The following is a 23,988-nucleotide window of genomic DNA, read 5'->3' on the forward strand; positions in this document are numbered from 1 at the left end:
CGTCAGAAGGCGCGCGACAGCGTCGCCACCACGGCGCGCCCACTGCCGACATAATAGGTCGGCGCCGAACCGGCGATCAGCGTACCGTTGCGCCCGACCGTGTCCTGCGCATTGGTGCTGATCGAATAGACGCCCGACAGGACGCGCGGATTGGTGACATTGATCGCGTTGATGCGCAGGTCCATCACCTGCGCATCGATCAGCCCGGCCAGATGCACGCCGACCGACAGGTCCAGCGTGGCATAGCCCTTGATGCTCTCGTCATTCATGAAGGTCGCATATTGGCGGCCGACATATTTGAGCGCGCTGCTGCCGAACAGCCGGCCGTCATCATAGGTGCTGCCCAGCGCGAACTGGAAGCTGGGGGCCGACACGGCCCGCTTGCCCCTGGTCGGCAGATAATTGCCGTTGATCGCCAGATCGTCGTTCAGCCGCGTGTGCAGATATTCGGCCGAGGCATAGATGCTCATCCCCTTGGCCGGGCGATAGTCGATCTCGCCATCCAGGCCATAGCTGCTCTGGCTGCCGGCGTTGATGGTCGAATTGACCAGCGCGCCGCCGCTGTCGATCACCGTCGCCACCTGGCGGTTGCGGAAATGATAATGGAAACCGGTCAGCGAGAAGGACAGGCTGGGGCCGATATAGCGATAGCCCAGTTCCTGCGAGATCGAATATTCGTTCTTCAGGCCGTCGGTGCCCTGGCTCACCAGTTCGCCGCCATAATAGCTGTTGTAGAGCGCGAACTCGTTGGGCGTGCGGAAATTGGTGGTGATGTTGGCGAACAGCTGCTGCCGGTCGTCCAGCTGATAATGGATCGCCGCCCGCGGCAGCGCGGCGAAGCTGTCGATCCGCACCGTCGATTGCGGACCGGGCAAATAGTTGCGGCCGTTGCGCAGCAGGTTGACGCCCTTGAAGCCGATGTCGATGCCCAGCTTAGGCGTCACCGCAATGCTGTCGGACAGGAAGAAGCCCTTGGTGACCGTCTCCGTGCGCTGATTTTCATAGGCCAGCAGGCGCCCGTCGACGGTGCGGATCGCCTTGTCCTGATAGCCCCACTGGTCGACCGGCCGGCCATCGGCATCGATCGACGTATAGGATTGCGTCACCCGGTCGGTGCCATAGTCGAACCACAGGCCAGCCACGATCCGATGCGCGCCGGCCTGCAGCGTCAGCTTGCTGACGTCGCCGACGCGGAACTGCTTGCCGGTCCAGTTGCCCATCACCGTGGCGACGCCATCGACCGCGCCGGGCAGGTCGATCGGCTGGGTCAGCTCCTCGGTGCCCAGATAGTTGCCGGTGGTGGTCAGCTGCGTGCCATAGGGCGAATTGCCATGGCCCATCTGCAGATAGGCGCTGCTGTCGAAGCTCAGCGTGTCACTCAGCTTCAGGTGGACGGGCGCCGCGACATAGAAATTGCGGAACGGCGCGCGATAGAGGCGCCAGTAGTTGGTATTCCCCTCGCTATAGGTCTCGTCGAAATTATAGCCCCGGCCAGAGGCTTCCCAATCCGCCTTGCTCGGGCTGGGATAGGTCGATGTCTTGGCGTCGTTGAAGGAAAAGGCGATGCTCGCCCGATTGCCATCGCCCCATTCGTTCAGCAGCTTCGCATCGATATGCTGGCGCTGGTCATGGCCCGCCCCGCGCCAGTTGTCGGCGCGGTTGTTGGAATAGGAAATGAAGCCCTTCAGCCCGGTCGACCCGATCCGTCCCGTGTCGATCCGCGCAAAGATGCGCCGCTCGTCATAGGAACCGACCGACAGGTTGACGAGGCCGCCCGCCTCCGCCCTGGGATCATCCAGCGTCAGCGACAACAGGCCACCGGCGGCCGCGACCACCGGCGAGTCAATGTCTGCCGCGCCCTGCGCCAGCATCACCTGCCGCACATTCTCCGCATCGGCAAATTGCGAGGGATAGGCATAATAATAGCCGATGTCGTTCTGCGGCGCGCCTTCCATCAGCACGCCGATCTGGTCCTGGCCCAGGCCGCGCAGCGTCAGGCTGGAGGACGCCGACAGGCCATAGGGGTCGCTGGACGAGACATTGGCGCCGGGCAGCAGATTGACCAGCTGGAACGCGTTGAGCGTCGGCGCCTGCTTGATGATGAAGTCGGTGGAGATCGCGCTGACCGCCTTGGGCGCGCTCTGGTCGGGCAACAGGCCTTCGGGGTCGGGATGGCCGACGACCTGGATATTGGTCGACTGGTCCAGCTCATCCTCCGCCATTACAGGCGACGCAATCATCAACAGGGCCAGCGTCAGACAGGCGCTTCCAACATGGGGCAATCGGGCAGTCTTCATTTCACGTCCACTCCACAGGAGGGACGACGGACCTGCCGCCTTGCCCTCCCTACGCCGGTATCAGCCGGATCAGGTTCAGCGGGTCGTGGTCTGCTGACCACCTCTCAGCCGCGCATGAGCGGCCCCCCGGGGATGGCCGCCCCTTAGGCGTTTCGACGCGAAGTGGAAAGCCCTCTCTATCGGCTCTCGACTTATCGAAGCCCGCCCGGCTAAGACATGGCCATGATGAAGCTGTTCATTGGCAACAAGGCCTATTCGAGTTGGTCGCTGCGCGGCTGGCTGGCGTGCAAGCTCTCCGGCCTTCCGTTCGAGGAAGTGGTGGTCCCCCTCTATGACGAGGAATGGGAAAAGCGTCGCGAGGGCGATGAGTTCGCCCCCTCCTCCGGCAAGGTGCCGATCCTGTGGGATGGCGACGACATCGTCGTGTGGGACAGCCTGGCCATCGTCGAATATCTCAATGAAAAGGCCGGGGGCGACCAGTTCTGGCCGACCGATCCGGGTGCCCGCGCCATGGCCCGCTCGATGGCGGCCGAAATGCACAGCAGCTTCGCCGCGCTCCGCCGCGAGCACAGCATGAACATCCGCCAGATCTATGATCCGGTCCCGCCGTCGGAGGCCGTCGCCCACGACATCAGCCGTATCATGCAGCTCTGGGCCCAGGCCCGCGCCCGCTATGGTGGCGAGGGTGACTTCCTGTTTGGCGAGTTCGGCGCCGTCGACCTGATGTTCGCGCCGGTCGTTACCCGCTTCATCACCTATCAGCTGCCGGTCGCCCGCTTTGCCGAAGCCTATATGCGCGCGATCATCGCCCATCCCTGGATGCAGGAATGGATCGGCGAGGCGCAGGCCGAGGAATGGGTGATCGACAAGTTCGAAGTCCCGCCACAGACGGCCTGATCCGATGAGCGACAGCCCCGAGGCCAAGCAGGAAACCCGCAAGGAGGAAGCCGCTCGCATCCGCCGTCGCTGGATCACGCTGGGCGAATTGCTGGCGGTGGCGGCGGTGCTGATCTCCGCCCTCACCCTCTATCTCAACTGGGCCGACAAGAAGGACGAGCGCGCCAGCAAGGCCGCCGAAAGCAGCAAGGCCTCCGCCCGTGCCGCCCGGCTGGTGCTGAACGCCGCAGCCGATGGCGACAGCCGGCTGACGCTCAAGCCCGCCGATCCCGATCAGCTGGTGCAGAGCCAAACCATCCATTTCCCCAAGGCGCTCGGCATCGCCCCGGTCGACACCACCGGCGAACCGCGGATCGAGGCCGGCTGGTTCGAGGATGCGCTGAAAAAGGCGCGCAATGCCGCCAAGCTGCCCGACGACAGCATCGGCGACGAGAAACTGCCGGTGACCATCGTCACCCAGTTCGTCGTCAATGGCGACACCCACAGCGATTCCGCCGTCTACGACATCGGCTATGGCATCGCCGGCAAATGGCTGTCCGGCCATAAGCTGACCCTGCGCGGCCTGTCCCTGGTCAGCCACGCCCAGGGCGCCGACGCCCAGGCCCAGATCGACGCCCGCTGGGCGCGCCAGACAAAAGGCTAGGGCCGCCCGGCCACGTTCAGGCAGGCCGCAAGCGACCAGTTTTTGCCGTCCAAATCTCGGGAGTTGTTCCCGATTGCGGACGTTCGGTGTGAATGGCATTGATGAGCTATGAGCAAAAATGATCGTCTCTGGGATCGATACTGGGGTATCCGCGACAATCACAAAACTGGCTATGCTATGCCTATAATCTGGCACCTTTCCTTTCAACGCGATCCATTAGCGATGACGGAACTTGGCAGCACATTCGACAAGCCCGGTAGCCTTGCCAATCCATTTAGCCAAGCAGGCCTTGCCTATCGAGCATTTCGTCGTGGTCACCTGACCGCCGCGCAGCATCTTGCTATGAACGCATTCAATGGACGTGATCTCCGCGGATATCGGCATTGGCTGGCGCGTGCTGCTAAGCTTGGAGACGTTGATGCCGCTCGCGAGTTGAAGCGATTTGAACTTCGGTTGCCGCATACAAATGCGGCCCTCATAGGGCGCAAGCGTCCTTATCGCCCATCTGATTTCGCGTAAGCCGACCCCACCCAAATCCGTCATCCCAACCACAAAAAACCCGGTCGCTCCTTGCGGGAGCGCCGGGCCTTTTGCTCGTCCGGGGACGGGTGTCGGGTTTAGCCGACGATTTCTTCGGGCTTGAAGAAATAGGCGATCTCGATCGCGGCATTTTCTTCGCTGTCCGAACCATGGACCGAATTGGCTTCGATCGATTCGGCCAGTTCCTTGCGGATGGTGCCGGCGTCGGCATTGGCCGGGTTGGTGGCGCCCATGATGTCGCGGTTGCGGGTCACGGCGTTTTCGCCTTCCAGAACCTGGACGACGACCGGGCCCGAGATCATGAAGGCGACCAGGTCAGCAAAGAAGGGGCGTTCCTTGTGAACGGCGTAGAAGCCTTCGGCCTGTTCGCGGCTCATGCGGATGCGCTTGGAAGCGACGACGCGCAGGCCGGCTTCTTCCAGCATCTTGGTGACGGCGCCGGTCAGGTTGCGACGGGTCGCGTCGGGCTTGATGATCGAAAAAGTGCGCGTGACGGCCATGGCCCTCATAACTCCGGATTGTTGGAATAAAGTTGCGCGCCCTTTAGACTGGGCCGGATCACTTCGCAAGAGGGGCGCGAGAGGGCTTGGTAGAAGTCCCTATTTCCGGGCGTTCACGGCCCCTGCACCCATTTGCGGCCTTCCTGCCGCCAGAAGCGCGGGGTCACGCCCTCGCGCTTGCTGAGCGCCCGCCAGCTGGCCCGCGCCCCGTCGATCGTGTCCGCGTCGAAAAAATAGAAGGCCCGCTCGAAGCCCAGCGCCTCCTCGCGCCACACCCCGTCCGCCAGCGCGATATGCTTCGCGCCATTGGCAGCGTCGCAACTCTGCGCCAGCAGCACCGGCTGGGCGGCGTCCACCCCGTCGCCTGCCAGGCCATTGGCCAGGAAGCTTTCGGGTGGCCCCGCCCATAGCCCCGCCGATATGCGGGCCAGCCGTTCCGGCTCGTCGGCCACCACCAGCAGCCGCGCGCCCATGTCCAGGATGCGTGCCGCGATCGCGGGCAGCACCCCTTCCACGGGATCGCGGCTCAGCTGGTAGAAGTCGACCTGCACCGGCTTCAGCGCTCGAACTTGTCGGCCACCAGCTGGTCGATCAGGCGCACGCCATAGCCGGTCGCGCCCTTGTCGGCGGTGGCGCCGGGCTTGTCCGACCAGACCATGCCGGCAATGTCGAGATGCGCCCACTTCACGCCTTCGTTGACGAAGCGCTTGATGAACTGGGCAGCGGTGATCGAGCCGGCGAAGCGCGGACCGATATTCTTCATGTCGGCGATCGGGCTGTCGATCAGCTTGTCATAGGCCTCCGACAGCGGGAAGCGCCACAGCTTCTCGCCGCTGATCTTGCCCGCCGCCAGCAGGTCGTCGGCCAGCGCATCGTCGTTGGCGAAGAGACCGCCATGCTCGCTGCCGAGCGCGATCATCATCGCGCCGGTCAGGGTGGCAAGGTCGATCACCACTTCGGGTTCATAGGTCTTCTGCGCCCAAGTCACCGCGTCGCACAGCACCAGACGGCCTTCGGCGTCGGTGTTCAGCACCTCGATGGTCTGGCCCGACATCGACGTCACGATGTCGCCGGGGCGCTGGGCATTGGCGTCGGGCATATTCTCGACCAGGCCACAGATGCCGACGACACGCGCCTTGGCCTTGCGACCGGCCAGCGCCTTCATGGCGCCAGCGACGGCGCCGGCGCCGCCCATGTCCCACTTCATGTCTTCCATGCCGGGGCCAGGCTTGAGCGAGATACCGCCGGTGTCGAAGGTCACGCCCTTACCGATGAACACGACCGGCTTGTCGGCGGCGCCATCGGTGCCGTCCCATTCCATCGCCAGCAGCCGCGCCTCGCGCGCCGACCCCTGCGCCACGCCCAGCAGCGCGCCCATGCCCAGCTCGGTCATCGCCGCACGGTCCAGCACGGTGATCTTGACGCCCAGCTCGGCCAGATGCTGGCAGCGCGCGACGAAGCTTTCGGGATAGAGGATATTGGCCGGTTCCGACACCAGTTCGCGGGTGAAGGCAACGCCGGCGGCAACCGCCGACAGCTTGGCCCATTCGGCCTCGGCGCCGTTTGCGACGATCGTCACGGTCGCCAGCGTCGGCTTGGCCTTTTCGGGCTGACGCGTGCGATAGGTATCGATCCGCCAGCTGCGCAGCAGCGCGCCCAGGCCCAGCCGGGCGGCATCCTCGCCACTGACGCCGGCCAGGAATTCGACCGCTGCGTGGGTCGCGCCGCTGGTCGACAGCTTGGCGGTCAGCGCGCCGCCGGCCCGCTCCAGGTCGGCCGCACTGCCATTGCCGATGCCCAGCAGCAGGACGCGCAGCACCGCGCCGCCTTCCTCGACGAAGCTCTCGACGCTGCCGCCCGCCTCACCGGCGAAGCGCGCGGCGGCGGCGCCGGCGACCAGCGTGGCCGATGCGGTAAGCGGCAGGCTGTCGACAGTCCCCTTCGCCACGGCAAGGACCAACGTGTCGACCTGGGGGCGCGTGGGGCTGAATTGGATGTCCATCTGGGGGCCTTTTCTCTGGAATGCCGTGTCGTTCTTGTTTCAGCCAGATAGTGCGGCTTTGCCGCTCTGCAAAGCCATTCGGCGGATTTCCGCCGTCCCGAATGCGAGCAGCGATTGCGGCGCGGGCCAAGCAGTGCGATAGGCAGGGACCAGAAGTGCCCACAAAGAGGCCCCTACGCTTGCAGATTTCCGTGTTTCCCCTGTCGTTCAAACAGGCGCTGCTTGCCGGCGCTGCCTCGTCCTGCCTGCTCGCGGCGCCGCTGGCCCATGCGCAACAGGCGCCCGAGCCCAAGCTGAACGAGCCCCAGACGCCGATCAGCGCGCCCGACGCGCCGGTGCCCGACAATGACCAGGAAATCGGCTTCGCCGCCGATACGTTGGAATATGACACCAACAGCCAAATCGTGACCGCCACCGGCAATGTCCAGTTGCTGCGCGACGGCAACCGACTGCGCGCCGACAAGATCGTGTGGGACCGCAACACCGGCAAGGTGGAGGCACAGGGCGCCGTCTCGGTGATCGATCCGGACGGCAATGTCGCCTATGGCGATCGCTTCGATGTCACCGATACGCTCAAGGATGGCGCGGTCGACAATATCCTGCTGGTCCTCCAGAAGGGTGGCCGCATGGCCGCGACCAAGGGCGAGCGGGTCAATGGCGTCTATACGCTGCACCACGCCGCCTACACCGGCTGTCCGGTGGAGGGCAGCGACGGCTGCCCCAAGGAACCGACCTGGCAGATCAACGCGGTCAAGGTCGTCTATGACCCGACCAAGCAGCGCGTCTCCTATACCCGCGCCAATGTCGAGTTGTTCGGCCTGCCGCTGATCCCGGTGCCGGGCCTGTCGCATCCGGTCGGCGACGATGGCGGCAGCGGCCTTCTGGTCCCCAATATCCGTTATGACCGGGTCAATGGCTTCGAGGTCGCGGTCCCCTATTATCTCAAGCTCGCGCCCAATCGCGACCTGACCGTCACGCCGCACGTCTACAGCGATTCGCTGCCGATGATCGAAGGCAATTTCCGCCACCTCTACGATCGCGGTGCCTATCAGATCACCGGCTATGCCACCTATGGCAGCCGGTCGAGCGGCATCACGCCGACCGATTCGCAAAAGGATATTCGCGGCGCGATCGACGCCAGCGGCGGCATGCAGCTGTCGCCCGAATGGAGCGTCAACGGGTCGATCCGGGTCGCCACCGACCGCACCTTCCTGCGCCGCTACGACATCAGCCGCGACGACCGGCTGCGTTCGACCCTGGGCGTCCAGCGGATCGGCGAGAACAGCTATTTCTCGCTCGCCGGCTGGGCGGTGCAGACGCTGCGCGTCGACGATCCCCAGGGCCAGATGCCGATCGCCCTGCCGGTCATGGACTATCGGCTGCGGATGAAGGATCCGCTGCTCGGCGGCCAGATGCAGTTCCAGGCCAATACGCTGGCGATCACCCGGACCGAGGGGCAGGACACCCAGCGCGCCTTTGCCGCGTTCGAATGGAATCTGCGCAAGCTGACCGGCCTTGGCCAGGAAGTGAATTTCACCACCTATCTGCGCGGCGACGTCTATCACAGCAGCGACAATCTGCTGACCGACACGATCAGCTATGCCGGCGATCCGGGCTGGAAGGCGCGCGGCATCGCCGCCGCCGCGGTCGACATGCGCTGGCCCTTCATGGGTGAGGCCTTCGGCGGCGTGCAGCGTATCGCCCCACGCGTCCAGATCGTCGCCTCGCCCCATCTCGCCAACCTGTCGGTGCCCAATGAGGATGCCCGGTCGGTCGATCTGGAGGACAGCAACCTCTTCGCGCTCAACCGCTTCGCGGGCTATGACCGGTTCGAGGATTCGAGCCGCATCACCTATGGCCTGGAATATAATCTGGCGCTGCCCGACTTCACGCTCGATGCCAATGTCGGCCAGAGCTACCGGCTCGACAACCGCGCCAGCATCCTGCCCGACGGCACCGGCCTGTCCGACCGCATGTCCGACATCGTCGGCCGCTGGACCGTCCGCTACAAGGATTTCGTCAGCTTCACCCAGCGCTTCCGGGTCGACAAGGACAATCTGGCGGTCCGCCGGAACGAGGTCGACGCGACCGTGGGCAGCAAGAAGACCTATGCCCAGATCAGCTATCTGCGCCTCAACCGCAACGCCAATATCACGCTGGAGGATCTGCAGGACCGCGAGGAACTGCGCCTGGGCGGCCGCATCCAGTTCGCCCGCTTCTGGTCGGTGTTCGGCTCGACCGTCATCGATCTTACCGGCGCGCAGGAAGATCCGGGTACCACGGCCGACGGCTATGAGCCCGTGCGCCAGCGCCTCGGCGTTGCCTATGAGGATGATTGTTTGACGCTGGGCTTTACATGGCGGCGCGACTATCAGACCAACGGTGACGCGCGCGCCGGCAACAGCTTCCAGCTGCGGCTGGCTTTTCGCAATATTGGCATATAAGGAACTGCCTTCCCGCCGTCCGCTCAGGACCGGTTAAGGCGGAACGGGGCATTGGCTCCCGACCGTATTGGAGATTTTTGCCGACGATGCTTTCTGTCGTTTTCTCGCCCAAATCCGTTCGCTCGGGCCTGCGCACCCTGTTCCTGTCCACCGCCCTTCTGGGCATGGCGGCACAGACCGTGTCGGCCCAGGCCGTCGACAATGACGCCGATCAGGGCCTGAACCTGCCCAAGGACGTCACCATCTTCGGCAAGAATGATCCCAATGTCCGCAAGGCAACGGCGATCGTGAACGGCCGCATCATCACCGGCACCGATGTCGATCAGCGCCTGGCTCTCATCATCACCGCCAATGGCGGCAAGGTGTCGGCCGAGGAGAAGGAACGGCTGCGCGTCCAGGTTCTGCGCAACCTGATCGACGAAACGCTGCAGATTCAGGAAGCGGCGGCCAACGACATCAAGATCGATCCGGCCGAAGTGAACCAGAGCTATGAGCGCGTTGCGGCCAATTTCCGCAAGTCGCCCGACCAGTTCAACCAGTATCTGCGCGAACAGGGCAGCTCGGCCAGCAGCATCAAGCGCCAGATCGAGGGCGAACTGGCCTGGAGCCGCCTGCTCCGCCGCAACATCCAGCCCTTCGTCAACGTCTCCGAAGACGAAGTGAAGTCGGTGGTCGATCGCCTCAACGCCGCCAAGGGCAGCGACGAAGTGCGGATCAGCGAAATCTACCTGTCCTCGACGCCGGAAAACCGTGACCAGATCACGGCCAACGCGCGCAACATCATCGAACAGATCAAGCAGGGCGGCAGCTTCGCCGCCTATGCCCGTCAGTTCTCCGAAGCCTCGACCGCCGTCGTCGGCGGCGATCTCGGCTGGGTCCGCCCCAGCCAGCTGCCGACCGAACTGGCGCAGGCCGCCACCGAATTGCAGGTCGGCCAGCTCGCCGGCCCGATCGAGACGGTGGGCGGCATGTCGATCATCTATGTGATGGACAAGCGCAAGGTGCTGACCGCCGATCCGCGCGATTCGCTGCTCAGCCTCAAGCAGCTGTCGGTCCTCTTCCCGGCCGGCACCAGCAAGGAAGCCGCCAGCCAGAAGGCCGCGACCTTCGCCGCCGCGGTCAAGGAGATCAAGGGCTGCGGTCAGGCGAACGAGATCGGTGCCCGCATCGGCGCCGACGTGGTCGACAATGACAATGTGAAGCTGCGCGACCTGCCGCCCCAGCTGCAGGACATTCTGGTCAATCTGCAGGTCGGCGAATCCACCCCGCCCTTCGGCTCGATCAACGATGGCGTCCGCGTCTTGATCGTCTGCGGCCGCGACGAGCCGCAGTCGGCCAACGCCCCCAATCCCGAACAGATCCAGGCCCAGCTGGAAGAGGAACGCGTCAACAAGCGCGCCCGCATCTATCTGCGCGATCTTCGCCGCGATGCCGTTATCGAATATAACTGATCCGGTCAGCCTGCCGCCCTTCGCCGTCTCGCTCGGCGACCCGGCAGGCATCGGACCGGAAATCGTCGCCAAGGCGTGGGTCATGCGCGAAGCGCGTGGCCTGCCCGCCTTCTTCGCCGTCGGCGATGCTGCATCGCTGCGCGCGGTGTGGCTCGGCCCGGTCGAGATCGTCGGATCGCCCGAGGAAGCCGCGCAGGTGTTCGATCGCGCCCTGCCCTGCATGCAGGTGGCCGAAGCGGGCGAGATCGTGCCCGGCACACCCAGCATCGATGGCGCCCGCACCGCTTTCCAGGCACTGGAGGTCGCGGTCGGCCTTGCCCGCACCGGATCAGCCGCCGGCATCGTCACCGCGCCGGTCGGCAAGGAACAGCTGTACGGCGTCGGCTTCACCCATCCGGGCCAGACCGAATTCGTCGCCGAACGCTGCGGCGTCTCGGCCCAGAACGCGGTCATGATGCTCGCCGGCCCGTCGCTCAAGGTGGTGCCGATCACCATCCATATCGCGCTCGCCGATGTGCCTTCGGCGCTGACCATCGATCTGATCCGCGCCCGCGCCCTCACCACGGTGAAGGGGCTGCAGCGCAATTTCGGCATCGCCCGCCCCCGTCTCGCCGTCGCCGGCCTCAACCCGCATGCCGGGGAGAATGGCGCACTCGGCCGCGAGGAGATTGAGGTGATCCGCCCGGCGATCGAGGCGCTGCGCGCCGAAGGGATCGACATTGTCGGCCCGCTGGCGGCCGATGGCATGTTCCATGCCCGTGCCCGCGAAGCCTATGACGCGGCGCTCTGCATGTATCATGATCAGGCGCTGATCCCGATCAAGACGCTGAACTTCGACGATGGCGTCAACATCACCCTGGGCCTGCCGATCGTGCGCACCTCGCCCGATCATGGCACTGCCTTCGGCATCGCCGGCACCGACAGCGCCAATCCCGGCGCGATGATCGCCGCCCTCAAGATGGCGGCCGAAGCCGCCCGCGCACGGATTGCCTATGCCGGCTGACGCCCGCCCCACCTTGCCGCCGCTGCGCGACGTGATCGCCGCCCATGGGCTTCAGGCCAGCAAGGCGCTCGGCCAGAATTTCCTGCTCGACGAACAGTTGCTCGACCGGATCGCCGCCATTCCCGGCAGCATCCAGGATCAGCCCGCGTTCGAGGTCGGCCCTGGCCCGGGCGGCCTGACCCGCGCGATCCTGCGCGCCGGCGGACGGCTGGTCGCGGTCGAGCGTGATCGGCGCTGCCTGCCGGCGCTCGCCGAACTGGAGCTGGCCTTCCCCGGTCAGTTGCGCGTCATTTCCGGCGACGCGATGGAAGTGGATGCCCGTGCCGAGGCCGGCGATGGCGCCCATATCATCGCCAACCTGCCCTATAATGTCGGCACCGCCCTGCTGGTCGGCTGGCTGTCGGCGCTATGGGCACCGCTGCCCTGGTGGTCCAGCCTGACCTTGATGTTCCAGATGGAAGTGGCCGAACGCATCGTCGCGAAACCGGGCACCGACCATTATGGCCGCCTCGCCGTCCTCGCCCAGTGGCGCAGCGACGCGCGCATCGCCATGAAAGTGCATCGCAGCGCCTTCACTCCGCCGCCCAAGGTGATGTCGGCCGTGGTCCACATCACCCCCAAGCCGGCGCCCGAAGGCGTGCAGCTCAAGATCCTGGAACGCCTGACCGCCGCCGCCTTCGGCCAGCGCCGCAAGATGCTGCGCCAGAGCCTCAAGTCCGTCCCCGGCGCGCTCGATGCACTGGAAGCGATCGGCATCGACCCGCAACGCCGCGCCGAAACCGTCAGCGTCGAAGAATTCGTCACCCTCGCCCGCCAGCTTGGCCAGGCAACCACCAGCGCCTGATTCCGCTACAGCGCACCCCCGGCAAGGCCCAGAGACGGAGCAGAAACTGAACGTCTCTGGCACGGTCACCCCTGCGGAGACGTGAGTGACGAAGTTGGGTGGATTGCCGAACGTCTGCTTACCCTCTCCCGTTTGCGGGAGAGGGAGGGGCCCGCGCCGTAGGCGTGGGAGGGTGAGGGTCTTATGAAGCGAGCGGCCCTCATCCAACTTCGCCTAGCCGGCCTTGCCGGCAAGGCTTCGTATCCTTCTCCCTCTAGCGGGAGAAGGAATGTCCGTCGGTGGTCGTCAGCCGTCAAAACCCGACATCGTCAGGCAAGCGTAGCAAAGCCCTGTCCTACTCGCCCAATCTCTGATCTACCCTGGGCGATGCACCAGCGCCGCCCCCTTTCCCTCGCCCCGACCGCAGCCCACAACAGGCGGTGACCCATGTGTCGCCTCCCTGTCGCGTCGGCATGACCCGAACGGCGCGTCGGTGCGAGGCTGTCCTGACCCAATTGACGCGCGACCGTCGCGTCATGGGCGCGTGGCACGCGCATATCCGGTGCAAACGGCCACAAATGCCGCACGACACTGTGAACTTCGGCCCTGTCGCGTCGGCATGACCTTTGCCGATCCCGGCTTATCGGCAATAGCCTTCCTCGCCCGGCTTCACGATCAGGCAGTCCTGCTTGTCGGCAAGATATTTGAAGCCCGTTTCCGCCCCCGTGCCCGGCCGAATGGCGAGATCGCGGCCATCGCGCACGAAACGGATCGTCGCGCCATCGGCCAGGCCGCTATAGGTCGCCTCCCGGTCGAGATTATCCTTGTTGGCCAGCGCATAATGGCCCGGCTTGCCATCGGGCGCGGGCTGGATGTCGAGGAACAGCCCTTCCGGCCCGGTCCAGCGCCCGACCCATTCGTCGGTGGGCAGCGCCGCGCCTACATTGTCCGGGACCGCGACCGAGTCTGTATCCTCGATCGCCTCGGCATGGGCCGGCACGCTCGCATTGTTCGCCACCGTTTCGTTGTCCACGCCCTTGGCGCAGCCACCCAGCAGCAATACCGCGCCCAGACCGGGCAGGATCAGGCGAAGGGCGGACGTGGTGGCGGGCTGTCGGATCATCCATGGTCTCCTTGCTGTCATGACGACAATATGCGGGGGAAACGGGCGAACCGGCCGGATCGATCCGCAATCGGGTCGAACGGCGCTTGCCAGCGCCCGTCATTTCCGCACAATGAGCGGCAACAGAATAGCATGTTCGGGGCGCCGGGTCGTCCCATGCCGGGGGGCAAGTGAGAGCGAAATTCGTACGGGAGTCCGCCGATGTCCGGCGGCAGGCACTAATCGACGCAACGGCAAAATGTCTGGCGGAAAAGGGCGTGGCAGGCACCTCTGTCCGCGCCATCTGCGCCGCCGCGGGCGTGTCGTCCGGCCTGCTGACCCATTATTTCGAGGGTGTCGATGCGCTGATCCTGGCCACCTATCGCGATGTCGGGCAGCGCGTGTCCCAGGCCATGGACGCAGCGATCGCAGGCGCGGGCGATGATCCGCTGGACCGGCTGCGCGCCTTTCTCCAGGCCAATTTCCGCGAGCCCGTGCTGGACGCCGACCTGCTCGCCACCTGGATCGCCTTCTGGAGCCTGATCAAGTCCAATACCGATGTGGCGGCCGCCCATGCCGACATCTATGCCGCGTCGCGCGCGCAACTGGAGGGGCTGGTCGCCGCCGCCGCGCCGGCCTTCTCGCCCGCGCAAGTACGGCTCAAGGCGATCGGCCTCACCGCGCTGGTCGACGGGCTCTGGCTGGAATATTGCCTGGACCCCACCAGTTTCAGCGCGGCAGAGGCGCAGCAGCTGGTTGAACGAGCCATGGGTCATGCCCTGCGGGATCAATGAACCGTTCGATTAATCGGATAGTGTGTAATCGCTTTTATCTATCAACATGTCCGAGAAAACCAATTTCCCCCGAATCATCCGCTTCCCTAAACAGGCTTCGCAACAGCAACCCTAATCAAGGAACTGGATAGCCCATGGCTCTCATCAACACCCCCCTGCAGCCTTTCAAGGCAACCGCTTTCAAGGAAGGCAAGTTCGTCGATGTCACCGATGCCGACGTCAAGGGCAAGTGGGCCGTCTTCTTCTTCTACCCGGCCGACTTCACCTTCGTCTGCCCGACCGAGCTGGAAGACCTGGCCGACATCTACCCCACCCTGCAGGGCATGGGCGTGGAAGTCTATTCGGTGTCGACCGACACCCATTTCTGCCACAAGGCCTGGCACGACACCTCGCCGGCCATCGGCAAGATCAACTATTATATGCTGGGTGACCAGAACCACGACATCTCGAACCAGTTCGGCGTGCTGCGCGAAGGCGTTGGCCTGGCCGACCGCGGCACCTTCGTGCTCGATCCCGAAGGCGTGATCCAGCTGGTCGAAATCACCCCCGAGGGCGTGGGTCGCAACGCGGCCGAACTGCTGCGCAAGATCAAGGCGCTGCAGTACTGGACCAGCCATCCGGGCGAAGTCTGCCCCGCCAAGTGGGAAGAAGGCGCGGAAACCCTCGCCCCCTCGCTCGACCTCGTCGGCAAGATCTAAGCATCTTTAGGTGCTGACAGGCCGCCGGGTTCGCCCAGATTGAGGGGACCCGGCGGACCTTCAAAAAAATTTCTACAGACTTATCTCTATTTCAACGGGGCTTTTGGGTCGCACCAATTCCCCGGACGGGCCGTCGCGTCCTCCCGATCGGGACGGCCCGCCATTTTTCCACGGAGCCAGACAGACATGTTGGACGCAAATCTCAAGGGGCAGTTGAAGGCCTATCTGGCGAACATCACCCAGCCGATCGAGTTGGTGGCTTCGCTGGATGATGGCGCGAAGTCGCGCGAAATGAACGAATTGCTGACCGAAATCGCCGAGCTTTCGGACAAGGTCAGCCTTGCCACCGGTTCGGACAAGCGCAAGCCCAGCTTCATGATCCGCCGCGTCGGCACCGATATCGGTGTGACCTTCGCCGGTTTGCCAATGGGCCATGAATTCACGTCGCTCGTGCTCGCCCTGCTGCAGGTCGGCGGTCATCCGTCCAAGGCCGCGCAGGATCTGATCCAGCAGGTGAAGGATCTCGACGGCGACTATGCGTTCGAAACCTATTTCTCGCTGTCGTGCCAGAACTGCCCCGACGTGGTGCAGGCGCTGAACCTGATGAGCGTGCTCAACCCCCGGATCAGCCATGTCGCGATCGACGGCGGCCTGTTCAAGGATGAGGTCGACGCCCGCAAGGTCATGGCCGTGCCCACCATCTTCCTGAACGGCGAACCCTTCGGCCAGGGCCGGATGGAGTTGGAGCAGATCGTCGCCAAGATCGACAGCGGCGCCGAAGCGAAGGCGGCCGAGAAGATCCGCAAGCAGGATCCGTTCGAGGTGCTGGTGGTCGGCGGCGGTCCTGCCGGCGCGGCGGCGGCCATATATTCGGCGCGCAAGGGCATCCGCACCGGCGTGGCGGCGGAACGCTTCGGCGGCCAGGTGCTCGACACCATGGATATCGAGAATTTCATCTCGGTCAGCCGCACCGAAGGCCCCAAGCTCGCCAGCGCGCTGGAAGCGCACGTCAAGGATTATGACGTCGAGATCATGAACCTGCAAAAGGCGGCGAAGCTGATCCCGGCCAAGACCGAAGGCGGCTATCATGAAGTCATGCTGGAAAATGGCGCGTCGCTGAAAGGCCGCACCATCATCCTGTCGACCGGCGCCCGCTGGCGCCAGATGGGCGTGCCGGGCGAGGACGACTATCGCAACAAGGGCGTCGCCTACTGCCCGCACTGCGATGGTCCGCTGTTCAAGGGCAAGCGCGTGGCGGTAATCGGCGGCGGCAATAGCGGCGTCGAAGCCGCGATCGACCTGGCCGGCATCGTCGCCCATGTGACGCTGATCGAGTTTGACAGCCAACTCCGCGCCGACGCGGTGCTGCAGCGCAAGCTCGCCAGCCTGCCCAACGTCAAGATCATCACCTCGGCCTTGACCACAAAGGTGAACGGCAATGGCGAGCGGGTGAGCGGCCTCAGCTACAAGGACCGCAACAGCGGCACCGAGCATGATGTCGAGCTGGAAGGCATTTTCGTCCAGATCGGCCTGGTGCCCAACACCGAATGGCTCAAGGACACGATCGCGCTCTCGCCCCGTGGCGAGATCGAGATCGACGCGCGCGGCGAAACCAGCCAGCCCGGCATCTTCGCCGCCGGCGACTGCACAACCGTGCCCTACAAGCAGATCGTGATCGCCATGGGTGCGGGGTCAACCGCAGCCCTGTCGGCCTTCGACTATCTGATCCGTCTGCCCACTGCCGAGGAAGCGGCCGAGGCAGCCTGAAAAATGCCCGCCTGAACCAGTCCCCCCCTTCTGGTTTTCAGGCCAGCGAAGGCCGGTCCGTTACCCTGACGGACCGGCCTTTTTCCTATTTTCTCGTCCGAAATGCGCGGCCGCTCAGCTTTCGATCAGGTCGAGATAGGCCACGACATCATTGTCGGTGGCGAGGAACAGGCCGTCCTGCACTTCCTGCGGCTGTTGCTCGGCGACGCGCAGGGCTTCGCTCAGGGGGCCATACAGGATCGTCATCGCCGCGCCGTCGTCGCCCAGATGATAGAGGCGGACGGTCGCGCTGTCATAGGTGGTGCGCATGGCTCTTCCCTATCAGATCGGCGCGGCAAAGTCAGCGCCGGTCCTTGACCTTCATGCTGGGGGCAAGCTGGTTCTGGCCGATACGGACGACATCGTCGGTAAAATTGGCGACGAAGGTCGAGCCGCGCGCCAGGCCCGGCACGAAGCCGGCTTTGTTCCCTTCGATCACCAGGGCGCTGCTGTCCTGCTCGCGGCCTTCCGGCGCGATGGTGATAAAGGCGGACCAATTATCCTTGTCCTTGCCCTGTACCATGTCGTTGCCGACGATCTGGCCGCTGGCGCCGTTGCTGAGGTCGATCATGTAATTGGTGAGATGGCCGCCGCTGTCGTCAAAGCTGTTGTCGCGGATATCGACCTGCGCGGCGCGGCTCTTGAGATAATGGCCGCCATCGCCCTGGTCGAAGCGCGAACGGGTGACGCTAAGGCGCGCGACCCGGCCGATATAAATGCCATGGGCGCAATCGAGATCACGGTCGCACCGGCCCAGATGGCGGAAGGTCGACTTGTCGATCTGGACCGAGGCGCCGCGATCCTCGCCGGTCAGAATGCCTTCCTCGCTGTTGCGGAACAGGCTGTTACTGACGGAAAGATTGCCCTTTTCGAGGCGGATGCCCGATCCATTGCCGTCAGGCACGCGCAGATTCTGGAAGATCAGGCCATCGACCATGGTGGCGCGGCCGCGCAGCACCAAAGCCGCCTTTTCCTCGCAGATCGCGCCGTCGAAGATCGCGCTGCCCGGCGTTGCCGCCTTGATCGTCACCTCGCCGCCATTCTGCACCGCGCACTGGCGATAGGTACCCGGCGCGACGATGACCGTGCCCTTGCCATCGCCGATCGCGCCGATCGCATCGGCGAGCGAGGCAAAGCCCCGGCCATTTTCGGCGAGCGTGAACGGGGCCGGCGCGCTCTGGGCAAAGGCCGATGCGGTGATGGCTGCGGACACCAGCAGCAGGGTCGAGAGGATGCGCATGACATCAAGGCTAGGCGCCGACCGCATCATAGCCAAGCCCCATAGTAAACCTGAAAGCACATGCCCCACTTTGGGGCAGGATTATTGCCAAGACGTTTACAGGGGTCCGGCGCCCCGAAAAGGCCGTTCGCCTTTCACCTGACCGTCGGCGAAGCGGCAGACCGCAACGCAATGACATCCTGATCGAACGCACCGCACGCCCGCCCATCGCTGCTTACGTGACTCGAACACGTGACCCTCGCATTACGAAGGCTCCTGACGGCCTAGCTAAAAGGCGAAGTTTTCAGCCAGACTTTGGGTCAATCTACATAACTCATCCGCTCAGTCCCACGCCATACCCAAACGCAGCAGAGTTGCATTCTGAGCGTTTTCCTACTGAAAGTACTTTGGTAGGCAGAAAAGTGGGAAAGCGACCTGCGCTATACCTGCGTCATTTCAGACAATGAGGCGTTGGATTGTATTTTCCGGCGCCTGTAGTGAAATGGCTCGACCAACAGTAGAGTTAAATCAAGCCACAAGCTAGGAGGGGCAATGCACATCGATTTCGGGAGCCGCAATGGAGCGGTCCGAACATTCGAGACAGCCGAAGATTTTTTCCGGAAAATGGGCCGCGCTAGCAGCCAGTGGAAAAATATTAAGCCGGAAAGCAAACTCTCTAGCGAGGTGATAAGCAGGCTCACGGATCGGCTTGAGCGCTTTGTTGCCGATGCAAGATCAGGCGTGGAAAATGCCGGAACGCCAAGTGGCGAACGTGCAATCTCTCAAGCTATAAGAAAGCATCGCCCAATCCTGGCGGACTCTACTTTAGGCAAAGCAATCATCGAAGCTTTGGAACGGGAAAACCGGGAGGAAGTGCTTACACTTCTTGGAGAAGGAGCACTTCGCTTCTCGACGGGAAACACTCAGGTTGGCGGCGATCGCGTTGAAACCGCTTTGAATGAGCGAATGACTGCCTCGGTCAAGCATCTTTTGCCGAACATTGTTCATGATCTGGTGCGCGACCCCGAAGCCTTTCTGGCGTCAATAAATGACGCAAATTTAAAAATGTTAACAGTGGAATCGGCTCTTGCGGATCTCAAGGAAGAGCAAGAACGAATTTTGCTATCGGCAGAAACTGAGAGGCAAGAGTTTGCCAATCGCGCAGCAGAGATGGAAGCAGAGTGGCAGAATGTTTTGGAAGCTTACAACCAGCGCCTCCAACTCACTCGCACTTCCACCCTCTGGACCAATCGAGCGGCGGCGCACAAGTCTAATCGAAAGAAACTTGGCTGGGCTGCCATAGCTATGGCCCCAGTCACGTTCGGCCTAACGATCGTGTCAGCCTATAGCTTCTTTCACTCTGCGGGATATCTCATGAGCGCGCGCGCGCAAGAGTTTGCGTGGCATCGCCTACTGTTTGCATCTGGCGCAACGCTCATTGTTCTAACCCTCGGACTGTGGGCCACGCGTATATTCGTTCGCCTCTACATGACAGAACATCACCTTGCGATCGATGCGGAAGCTAGAGCCGCCCTCGGCGACACCTACATTGCGCTTACTGCAGATGGGCAAGCAGCGATGGAAGACAGAAAAATTGTTCTAGCTACGCTGTTTCGGCCTGTATCCGACGGCATCGTGAATGATGACGCAATGCCATTTTTGTCACCGGCCGCGATCGCTAGCGGACTGTTGTCGAACGACAAAGGAACAGGGAAGCCATAGGCAGCCCATGATTATGAGCCGCATTCCGTCACGAAACCCTGAATCCCCATTCACTAGGGTCAGGCCCACAGCACTATACCTGCAGATGAACAAATACCCCGCGCTGGAAGATTAATCTTCTTCAGTATATTGCCCTGATTCGGGAGATCAAATGGGGGCATTATGTTGAAAAAGGTCATACTTACCTGCTTTGGGCTTGGAGCGATTGCGGCACCAGCACACGCGGAATGGGAAAGCATTGGCTCCGCCACAAACGGAACCGAATGGTTCATGGATGGCAACAGGATTAAGACCGTCAGCGGCAAAAAGCAGGCGTGGATCAAATTGAACCATTCACGAAATAAATCCATTCAATGGAGAGAAACTTTACAACTTATCAGCTTTGATTGCCAAGCAGGTAAGTATAGAACCCTTTCGGTAATTTCTTATGATTCATACGGAAAAGTAGTTTCTAGTCAGAACTATTCCGATTACAGCTATGGAGTAGGGTACGATCCGCTTGTGCCAGACAGCATGGCCGAATCAGCATCTTTGATTGCCTGCGCCTACGGACAGGAATAATTTTTGTGCTTATTCCCGGAAGAAAACGATGCCCTCAATGCGCCGAAAAGATTAGAGCTGAAGCGCTAATCTGCCACTATTGCAAGACTGATCTCTCGACTGATGCTCGCGAACTCTCACAAGGAAAGTGGGGCAGCAAGATTATCATCATGGCCTTCGCTTTTGCCCTCGGCTTGGCGGGGGCCATCACCATAGGAACGCGGCCGCCCACTAAACCCATCGTAGAGAAGAACTCATCCCATAGTGCTCAAAGGCGAGACCCTCCGGTGGAAGCACAGTTGTCCTCCCCTAACCCCCCTCCATTTCCGGCCGCCTCGGGTATCGAATGGCGCGCGGACATGTACCCAACTGCATCTTCGTGGCAATTAGGGCCAATGGTCATAACCGCCACCGCTCGTCGGGAGGGAGAACTATCCGCGCCAATCATCGAAATCGAATATGCTGACACCAAAATCTCTATGCAGGGAGAAATGGTTAGCAATTCATACACCCATCATCTTAATTCGATTGTAAACCGTGAAGGTACTTACCCCGTAATACTATTACAAAGCTTCAGCGGCGGCGCACATTGCTGCAACACCGTTCAAGTGGCTGGGCTCTCAGGAGGAAAGCTAAAAGTTGTAAATCTAGGATCTTGGGATGGAGATCAAATAGATACACCTAAAGACATTTCTCGAGATGGATACACCGACTACGTCTTCAATGACAATTCTTTTCTGTATGCTTTCTCACCATACGCATATAGCTACGCCCCACCAAAAATCCTTAACATTCGGGACGGTCGGACGACGGATGTGTCTTCAAGGCAGGCATTTCGCCCCTTGTTCGAGAAGACTGTCCGGGAAACTGAAGGACTTTGCGAACCAAGCCAAGATAGCTTCACCCGCAATGGGGCTTGCCCTGCTTTTGTTGCGGCTGCAGCGAGATTAGGAAAGATCGACTGGGCATGGAGCAAGATGGTAGCATCTTACGATGCTTCAGCAGATTGGCAGCTACCAACAGGATGCCGAATTCAGGCAATCGATGGTTGCCCAGAAAATTCACAAATTCAGTTCCAAAGTTATCCTGATGCGCTCCTGAATTTTCTCAAAGAAAATAAATATATACCGCATGATTGGTATCCAAAAATAGATAACAGTCCATACGACAGAGATTCCTTCTAAACAAAATTTCTTTTACCTCAGCATTTTCAGACAACGGGGATTTTTCGGTGACGATCTTCTCGCCAAGCAGCGAACCTATTGTTACGCTCATTGAAGATATTGATCGAGGGAAAATTGGACTGCCCGAATTGCAGCGTCCGTTCGTATGGCCCAATGTCAACGTCCGCGATCTCTTTGACTCGCTATATCGCGGCTATCCGGCTGGTTTTCTCCTGTTCTGGAAAACCGGGGGCGAAGGGACGCTCAAGAGCATCGGCACCGGCGTAAAGCAGTCCGTGCCCGAACTTGCCATCGTGGATGGGCAACAGCGCCTCACGTCGCTCTATGCTGTCATTAAGGGAGCGGAAGTCCTTCGGGCCAACTTCAAGAAGGAACGGATCGAGATAGCCTTCAATCCGCTGTCAGAGCGGTTTGACGTAGCGGACGCGGCCATTCGCAAGGATCGTTCATATGTCACCAACATCTCGAAGCTGTGGGAGCCGGGCTTCGATCCTACCGATTTCCGAGAAGAGTTTATCGACCACCTTTCGGAAATCCGGGAACTGTCCAAGGAAGATCGGCGGAAGATCGAAAAGTCCCTCAACAAGCTGCGTGATCTGACAGGCTACAGCTTCACGGCTTTGACGCTCAATGCATCAGTCGATGAACAGACAATTGCTGAGGTGTTTGTTCGGATCAACGGCAAGGGCAAGCCGCTCAATCAAGCCGATTTCATTATGACGCTCATGTCGGTCTTTTGGGAGGAAGGCCGGGTTGATCTGGAATCCTTCTCGCACAAAGCGGCGATGCCCAGCGACGGGCAATCCTCTCCGTTCAATCATTTCATAAAGCCATCGCCGGACCAGATGCTTCGTGCAACGGTCGGTTTGGCACTGAAACGCGCCCGACTGGAAAATGTCTATAGCGCCCTTCGGGGACGCGATCCGGCAACTGGCCTCGACAACCCGGAAAAGCGAGAGGGGCAGTTCGCCCTAATGCGGGAGGCGCAGCAGGCCGTTCTCAACCTCGCCAACTGGCACCACTTCCTCGATGCCCTGAAATTGGCCGGTTATCGCGGGCAAAAGATGGTCAGCTCGGAAGCGGCGATCATATATTGCTATGTCCTCTACCTGATAGGCATTCGGGACTACGGCATAGACCGAACCACGGTGCGGCAAGTGATTGCTGAATTTTATTTCATGGCGGCTATGACCGGACGCTATACCAACTCCCCTGAGACCCGTTTTGAAGCTGATCTAGCGATGGTCCGGGGGCTTGCCGATGGTACTGCGTTTGTGGCCCGCCTTCGGGAAATCTGCGCAACTACGCTGACAGGTGATTATTGGGAAATCACACTCCCCAGCCAACTTGCAACGTCTGCGGCTCGAAGCCCGTCACTGTTTGCCTATCAGGCGGCACTCATCAAGTTGGACGCCCCGGCCTTGTTCAGCCCGATGAAAATCGCGGCCATGATCGATCCGGCAGTCAAAGGGTCGAAGGCTTCCCTTGAGCAGCACCATCTATTCCCACGCGGCTATCTGGAAGATCAAGGTGTCACGGACCTCAAGCTGATTAATCAGATTGCCAACTTCGCGCCGGTCGAATGGCCTGACAATATCAAGATCGGAAAGCAATCTCCCGCTGGATATGTACCCGCCTTGGATGCCCCATTAACCGCCATAGAGCGGGATCACCTCTATCGCCTGCACGCCCTGCCTCACCTGTGGTGGGAAATGCCATATGACCAATTCCTTGTTGCCCGCCGCTTGCGGATGGCTCAGGTCGTCCGAGAGGCGTGGAACAAGCTCGTAGGGAGCACGAAAGCGGAGGTTGCCGCACCTGCCAACGTCTCCGAACTAATCGCCGGGGGCGAAACGGGAGCTGTCGAATTCAAATCGACGCTTCGCATTAACCTTCATACCGGCCAGCAGGATGAAAAAATGCACCTGTCGGCCCTGAAAACCATGGCTGGTTTTCTCAATGCCAAAGGCGGCACGCTGCTGATTGGGGTTTCGGACAGCGGCGAAGTGCTGGGACTGGATGCAGATAGCTTTCCTAACGAGGACAAGATGGGATTGCACCTCGTGAACCTTATCAAAGATCGCATCGGTGACGTGTTCCTTCCATACATCCATGCTCATTTCGAGGACCAAAACGGCGGACGCATTCTGGCTATCCGATGCGAAAATGGTCCCAAAGCTGCGTTTGTGAAGGACGGCAACCAGCAGAGGTTTTTCGTTCGAGGTGGCAATGCGACAACCGAACTTATGGGCACGTCGATCACTGACTACGTGAAGCAGCGATTTCCTTGAGGCTCGAACCACTGCCCAAACTACCGTCAACA

The 23,988-nt window shown here is 61.7% G+C and carries 21 protein-coding genes and 1 riboswitch; of the genes, 14 read left to right on the forward strand and 7 right to left on the reverse strand.

Annotation, left to right across the window (positions count from 1 at the left end):
* Nucleotides 1–2 precede the first annotated feature (2 nt).
* On the reverse strand, nucleotides 3–2,297 hold the full coding sequence (locus JQK15_RS02140) for a TonB-dependent receptor (RefSeq protein WP_214863132.1): 2,295 nt from the start codon (nucleotides 2,295–2,297) through the stop codon (nucleotides 3–5).
* Nucleotides 2,298–2,326: 29 nt separating this feature from the next.
* Nucleotides 2,327–2,436: riboswitch (TPP riboswitch) on the reverse strand.
* An 83-nt stretch (nucleotides 2,437–2,519) separates the two neighbouring features.
* Here JQK15_RS02140 and JQK15_RS02145 point away from each other — a divergent pair.
* The 3 genes from JQK15_RS02145 (at nucleotide 2,520) to JQK15_RS02155 (ending at nucleotide 4,356) form a co-directional block, all read left to right on the forward strand.
* Entirely contained in the window at nucleotides 2,520–3,194 is a 675-nt protein-coding gene (locus tag JQK15_RS02145; RefSeq protein ID WP_083575487.1) for a glutathione S-transferase family protein, read from the forward strand.
* A 4-nt stretch (nucleotides 3,195–3,198) separates the two neighbouring features.
* Nucleotides 3,199–3,837, forward strand: a complete 639-nt coding sequence (locus JQK15_RS02150; RefSeq protein ID WP_214863135.1) for a hypothetical protein — start codon at nucleotides 3,199–3,201, stop codon at nucleotides 3,835–3,837.
* A 108-nt stretch (nucleotides 3,838–3,945) separates the two neighbouring features.
* Nucleotides 3,946–4,356 (forward strand): hypothetical protein, encoded by a 411-nt coding sequence (locus JQK15_RS02155; protein ID WP_139278703.1) that lies wholly within the window; start codon nucleotides 3,946–3,948, stop codon nucleotides 4,354–4,356.
* 98 nt (nucleotides 4,357–4,454) lie between these two features.
* Here JQK15_RS02155 and ndk read toward each other — a convergent pair whose 3' ends face one another.
* The 3 genes from ndk to JQK15_RS02170 form a co-directional block, all read right to left on the reverse strand.
* Nucleotides 4,455–4,877 (reverse strand): nucleoside-diphosphate kinase, encoded by a 423-nt coding sequence (gene ndk, locus JQK15_RS02160; protein ID WP_004210674.1) that lies wholly within the window; start codon nucleotides 4,875–4,877, stop codon nucleotides 4,455–4,457.
* A gap of 113 nt (nucleotides 4,878–4,990) precedes the next feature.
* Nucleotides 4,991–5,428 (reverse strand): DNA polymerase III subunit chi, encoded by a 438-nt coding sequence (locus JQK15_RS02165; RefSeq protein ID WP_169859870.1) that lies wholly within the window; start codon nucleotides 5,426–5,428, stop codon nucleotides 4,991–4,993.
* Between the two features lie 5 nt (nucleotides 5,429–5,433).
* Entirely contained in the window at nucleotides 5,434–6,879 is a 1,446-nt protein-coding gene (locus tag JQK15_RS02170; RefSeq protein WP_214863137.1) for a leucyl aminopeptidase, read from the reverse strand.
* Between the two features lie 179 nt (nucleotides 6,880–7,058).
* On the opposite strand from JQK15_RS02170, the gene JQK15_RS02175 reads away from it, so the two are divergent.
* From JQK15_RS02175 to rsmA, 4 genes are all read left to right on the forward strand, one after another.
* Nucleotides 7,059–9,323 carry an LPS-assembly protein LptD gene (locus JQK15_RS02175; protein WP_214863139.1) on the forward strand — a complete coding sequence of 755 codons (2,265 nt, stop codon included), beginning with the start codon at nucleotides 7,059–7,061 and terminating at the stop codon, nucleotides 9,321–9,323.
* Nucleotides 9,324–9,409: 86 nt separating this feature from the next.
* Nucleotides 9,410–10,774 (forward strand): peptidylprolyl isomerase, encoded by a 1,365-nt coding sequence (locus JQK15_RS02180; RefSeq protein ID WP_214863141.1) that lies wholly within the window; start codon nucleotides 9,410–9,412, stop codon nucleotides 10,772–10,774.
* Nucleotides 10,752–11,777, forward strand: coding sequence for a 4-hydroxythreonine-4-phosphate dehydrogenase PdxA (pdxA, locus tag JQK15_RS02185; RefSeq protein WP_214863143.1), 1,026 nt, complete (start codon nucleotides 10,752–10,754; stop codon nucleotides 11,775–11,777). Before JQK15_RS02180 ends, pdxA begins: the two co-directional genes overlap by 23 nt.
* Nucleotides 11,767–12,621 (forward strand): 16S rRNA (adenine(1518)-N(6)/adenine(1519)-N(6))-dimethyltransferase RsmA, encoded by an 855-nt coding sequence (rsmA, locus tag JQK15_RS02190; protein ID WP_214863145.1) that lies wholly within the window; start codon nucleotides 11,767–11,769, stop codon nucleotides 12,619–12,621. The genes pdxA and rsmA overlap by 11 nt, the downstream gene beginning before the upstream one ends.
* A 619-nt stretch (nucleotides 12,622–13,240) precedes the next feature.
* On the opposite strand, the gene JQK15_RS02195 is transcribed toward rsmA, so the two are convergent.
* The gene (locus JQK15_RS02195; protein WP_214863147.1) at nucleotides 13,241–13,723 is read right to left on the reverse strand and encodes a hypothetical protein; all 483 of its coding nucleotides are present in this window, start codon (nucleotides 13,721–13,723) and stop codon (nucleotides 13,241–13,243) included.
* 170 nt (nucleotides 13,724–13,893) lie between these two features.
* Here JQK15_RS02195 and betI point away from each other — a divergent pair, with 170 nt between their 5' ends.
* From betI to ahpF, 3 genes are all read left to right on the forward strand, one after another.
* Nucleotides 13,894–14,496, forward strand: coding sequence for a transcriptional regulator BetI (gene betI, locus JQK15_RS02200; RefSeq protein WP_214863149.1), 603 nt, complete (start codon nucleotides 13,894–13,896; stop codon nucleotides 14,494–14,496).
* 134 nt (nucleotides 14,497–14,630) lie between these two features.
* Nucleotides 14,631–15,194, forward strand: coding sequence for an alkyl hydroperoxide reductase subunit C (gene ahpC, locus JQK15_RS02205; protein ID WP_004210655.1), 564 nt, complete (start codon nucleotides 14,631–14,633; stop codon nucleotides 15,192–15,194).
* Nucleotides 15,195–15,380: 186 nt separating this feature from the next.
* On the forward strand, nucleotides 15,381–16,961 hold the full coding sequence (gene ahpF / locus JQK15_RS02210; RefSeq protein ID WP_214863151.1) for an alkyl hydroperoxide reductase subunit F: 1,581 nt from the start codon (nucleotides 15,381–15,383) through the stop codon (nucleotides 16,959–16,961).
* 114 nt (nucleotides 16,962–17,075) lie between these two features.
* On the opposite strand, the gene JQK15_RS02215 is transcribed toward ahpF, so the two are convergent.
* Together JQK15_RS02215 and JQK15_RS02220 are read right to left on the reverse strand one after the other, a co-directional pair.
* Complete coding sequence (locus JQK15_RS02215) at nucleotides 17,076–17,270, reverse strand: hypothetical protein (protein WP_004210651.1); 195 nt, start codon at nucleotides 17,268–17,270, stop codon at nucleotides 17,076–17,078.
* A 31-nt stretch (nucleotides 17,271–17,301) separates the two neighbouring features.
* Entirely contained in the window at nucleotides 17,302–18,240 is a 939-nt protein-coding gene (locus JQK15_RS02220) for a right-handed parallel beta-helix repeat-containing protein (protein ID WP_214863929.1), read from the reverse strand.
* A gap of 531 nt (nucleotides 18,241–18,771) precedes the next feature.
* On the opposite strand from JQK15_RS02220, the gene JQK15_RS02225 reads away from it, so the two are divergent.
* The 4 genes from JQK15_RS02225 to JQK15_RS27390 all read left to right on the forward strand — a co-directional run bounded on the left by JQK15_RS02225 (nucleotide 18,772) and on the right by JQK15_RS27390 (nucleotide 23,956).
* Nucleotides 18,772–19,941, forward strand: coding sequence for a DUF6161 domain-containing protein (locus JQK15_RS02225; RefSeq protein WP_214863153.1), 1,170 nt, complete (start codon nucleotides 18,772–18,774; stop codon nucleotides 19,939–19,941).
* Between the two features lie 162 nt (nucleotides 19,942–20,103).
* On the forward strand, nucleotides 20,104–20,502 hold the full coding sequence (locus JQK15_RS02230; RefSeq protein ID WP_214863156.1) for a surface-adhesin E family protein: 399 nt from the start codon (nucleotides 20,104–20,106) through the stop codon (nucleotides 20,500–20,502).
* Between the two features lie 338 nt (nucleotides 20,503–20,840).
* Complete coding sequence (locus tag JQK15_RS02235; protein ID WP_214863158.1) at nucleotides 20,841–21,665, forward strand: hypothetical protein; 825 nt, start codon at nucleotides 20,841–20,843, stop codon at nucleotides 21,663–21,665.
* A 47-nt stretch (nucleotides 21,666–21,712) separates the two neighbouring features.
* On the forward strand, nucleotides 21,713–23,956 hold the full coding sequence (locus JQK15_RS27390) for a GmrSD restriction endonuclease domain-containing protein (protein ID WP_214863160.1): 2,244 nt from the start codon (nucleotides 21,713–21,715) through the stop codon (nucleotides 23,954–23,956).
* The last annotated feature ends 32 nt before the right edge of the window (nucleotides 23,957–23,988 follow it).

Origin of the sequence: Sphingobium sp. BHU LFT2 (genome assembly GCF_018604485.1) — a bacterium.
GTDB classification, from domain to species: Bacteria; Pseudomonadota; Alphaproteobacteria; order Sphingomonadales; family Sphingomonadaceae; genus Sphingobium; species Sphingobium yanoikuyae_A.

Excerpts from the sequence above, each read along its gene's own strand:
- JQK15_RS02140 (WP_214863132.1), bottom strand. The coding sequence starts at position 2,297 with ATGAAGACTGCCCGATTGCCCCATGTTGGAAGCGCCTGTCTGACGCTG.
- JQK15_RS02145 (WP_083575487.1), top strand. The coding sequence starts at position 2,520 with ATGATGAAGCTGTTCATTGGCAACAAGGCCTATTCGAGTTGGTCGCTG.
- JQK15_RS02150 (WP_214863135.1), top strand. The coding sequence starts at position 3,199 with ATGAGCGACAGCCCCGAGGCCAAGCAGGAAACCCGCAAGGAGGAAGCC.
- JQK15_RS02155 (WP_139278703.1), top strand. The coding sequence starts at position 3,946 with ATGAGCAAAAATGATCGTCTCTGGGATCGATACTGGGGTATCCGCGAC.
- ndk (WP_004210674.1), bottom strand. The coding sequence starts at position 4,877 with ATGGCCGTCACGCGCACTTTTTCGATCATCAAGCCCGACGCGACCCGT.
- JQK15_RS02170 (WP_214863137.1), bottom strand. The coding sequence starts at position 6,879 with ATGGACATCCAATTCAGCCCCACGCGCCCCCAGGTCGACACGTTGGTC.
- JQK15_RS02180 (WP_214863141.1), top strand. The coding sequence starts at position 9,410 with ATGCTTTCTGTCGTTTTCTCGCCCAAATCCGTTCGCTCGGGCCTGCGC.
- pdxA (WP_214863143.1), top strand. The coding sequence starts at position 10,752 with ATGCCGTTATCGAATATAACTGATCCGGTCAGCCTGCCGCCCTTCGCC.
- rsmA (WP_214863145.1), top strand. The coding sequence starts at position 11,767 with ATGCCGGCTGACGCCCGCCCCACCTTGCCGCCGCTGCGCGACGTGATC.
- JQK15_RS02195 (WP_214863147.1), bottom strand. The coding sequence starts at position 13,723 with ATGATCCGACAGCCCGCCACCACGTCCGCCCTTCGCCTGATCCTGCCC.
- ahpC (WP_004210655.1), top strand. The coding sequence starts at position 14,631 with ATGGCTCTCATCAACACCCCCCTGCAGCCTTTCAAGGCAACCGCTTTC.
- ahpF (WP_214863151.1), top strand. The coding sequence starts at position 15,381 with ATGTTGGACGCAAATCTCAAGGGGCAGTTGAAGGCCTATCTGGCGAAC.
- JQK15_RS02215 (WP_004210651.1), bottom strand. The coding sequence starts at position 17,270 with ATGCGCACCACCTATGACAGCGCGACCGTCCGCCTCTATCATCTGGGC.
- JQK15_RS02220 (WP_214863929.1), bottom strand. The coding sequence starts at position 18,240 with ATGCGCATCCTCTCGACCCTGCTGCTGGTGTCCGCAGCCATCACCGCA.
- JQK15_RS02225 (WP_214863153.1), top strand. The coding sequence starts at position 18,772 with ATGCACATCGATTTCGGGAGCCGCAATGGAGCGGTCCGAACATTCGAG.
- JQK15_RS02230 (WP_214863156.1), top strand. The coding sequence starts at position 20,104 with ATGTTGAAAAAGGTCATACTTACCTGCTTTGGGCTTGGAGCGATTGCG.
- JQK15_RS02235 (WP_214863158.1), top strand. The coding sequence starts at position 20,841 with ATGTACCCAACTGCATCTTCGTGGCAATTAGGGCCAATGGTCATAACC.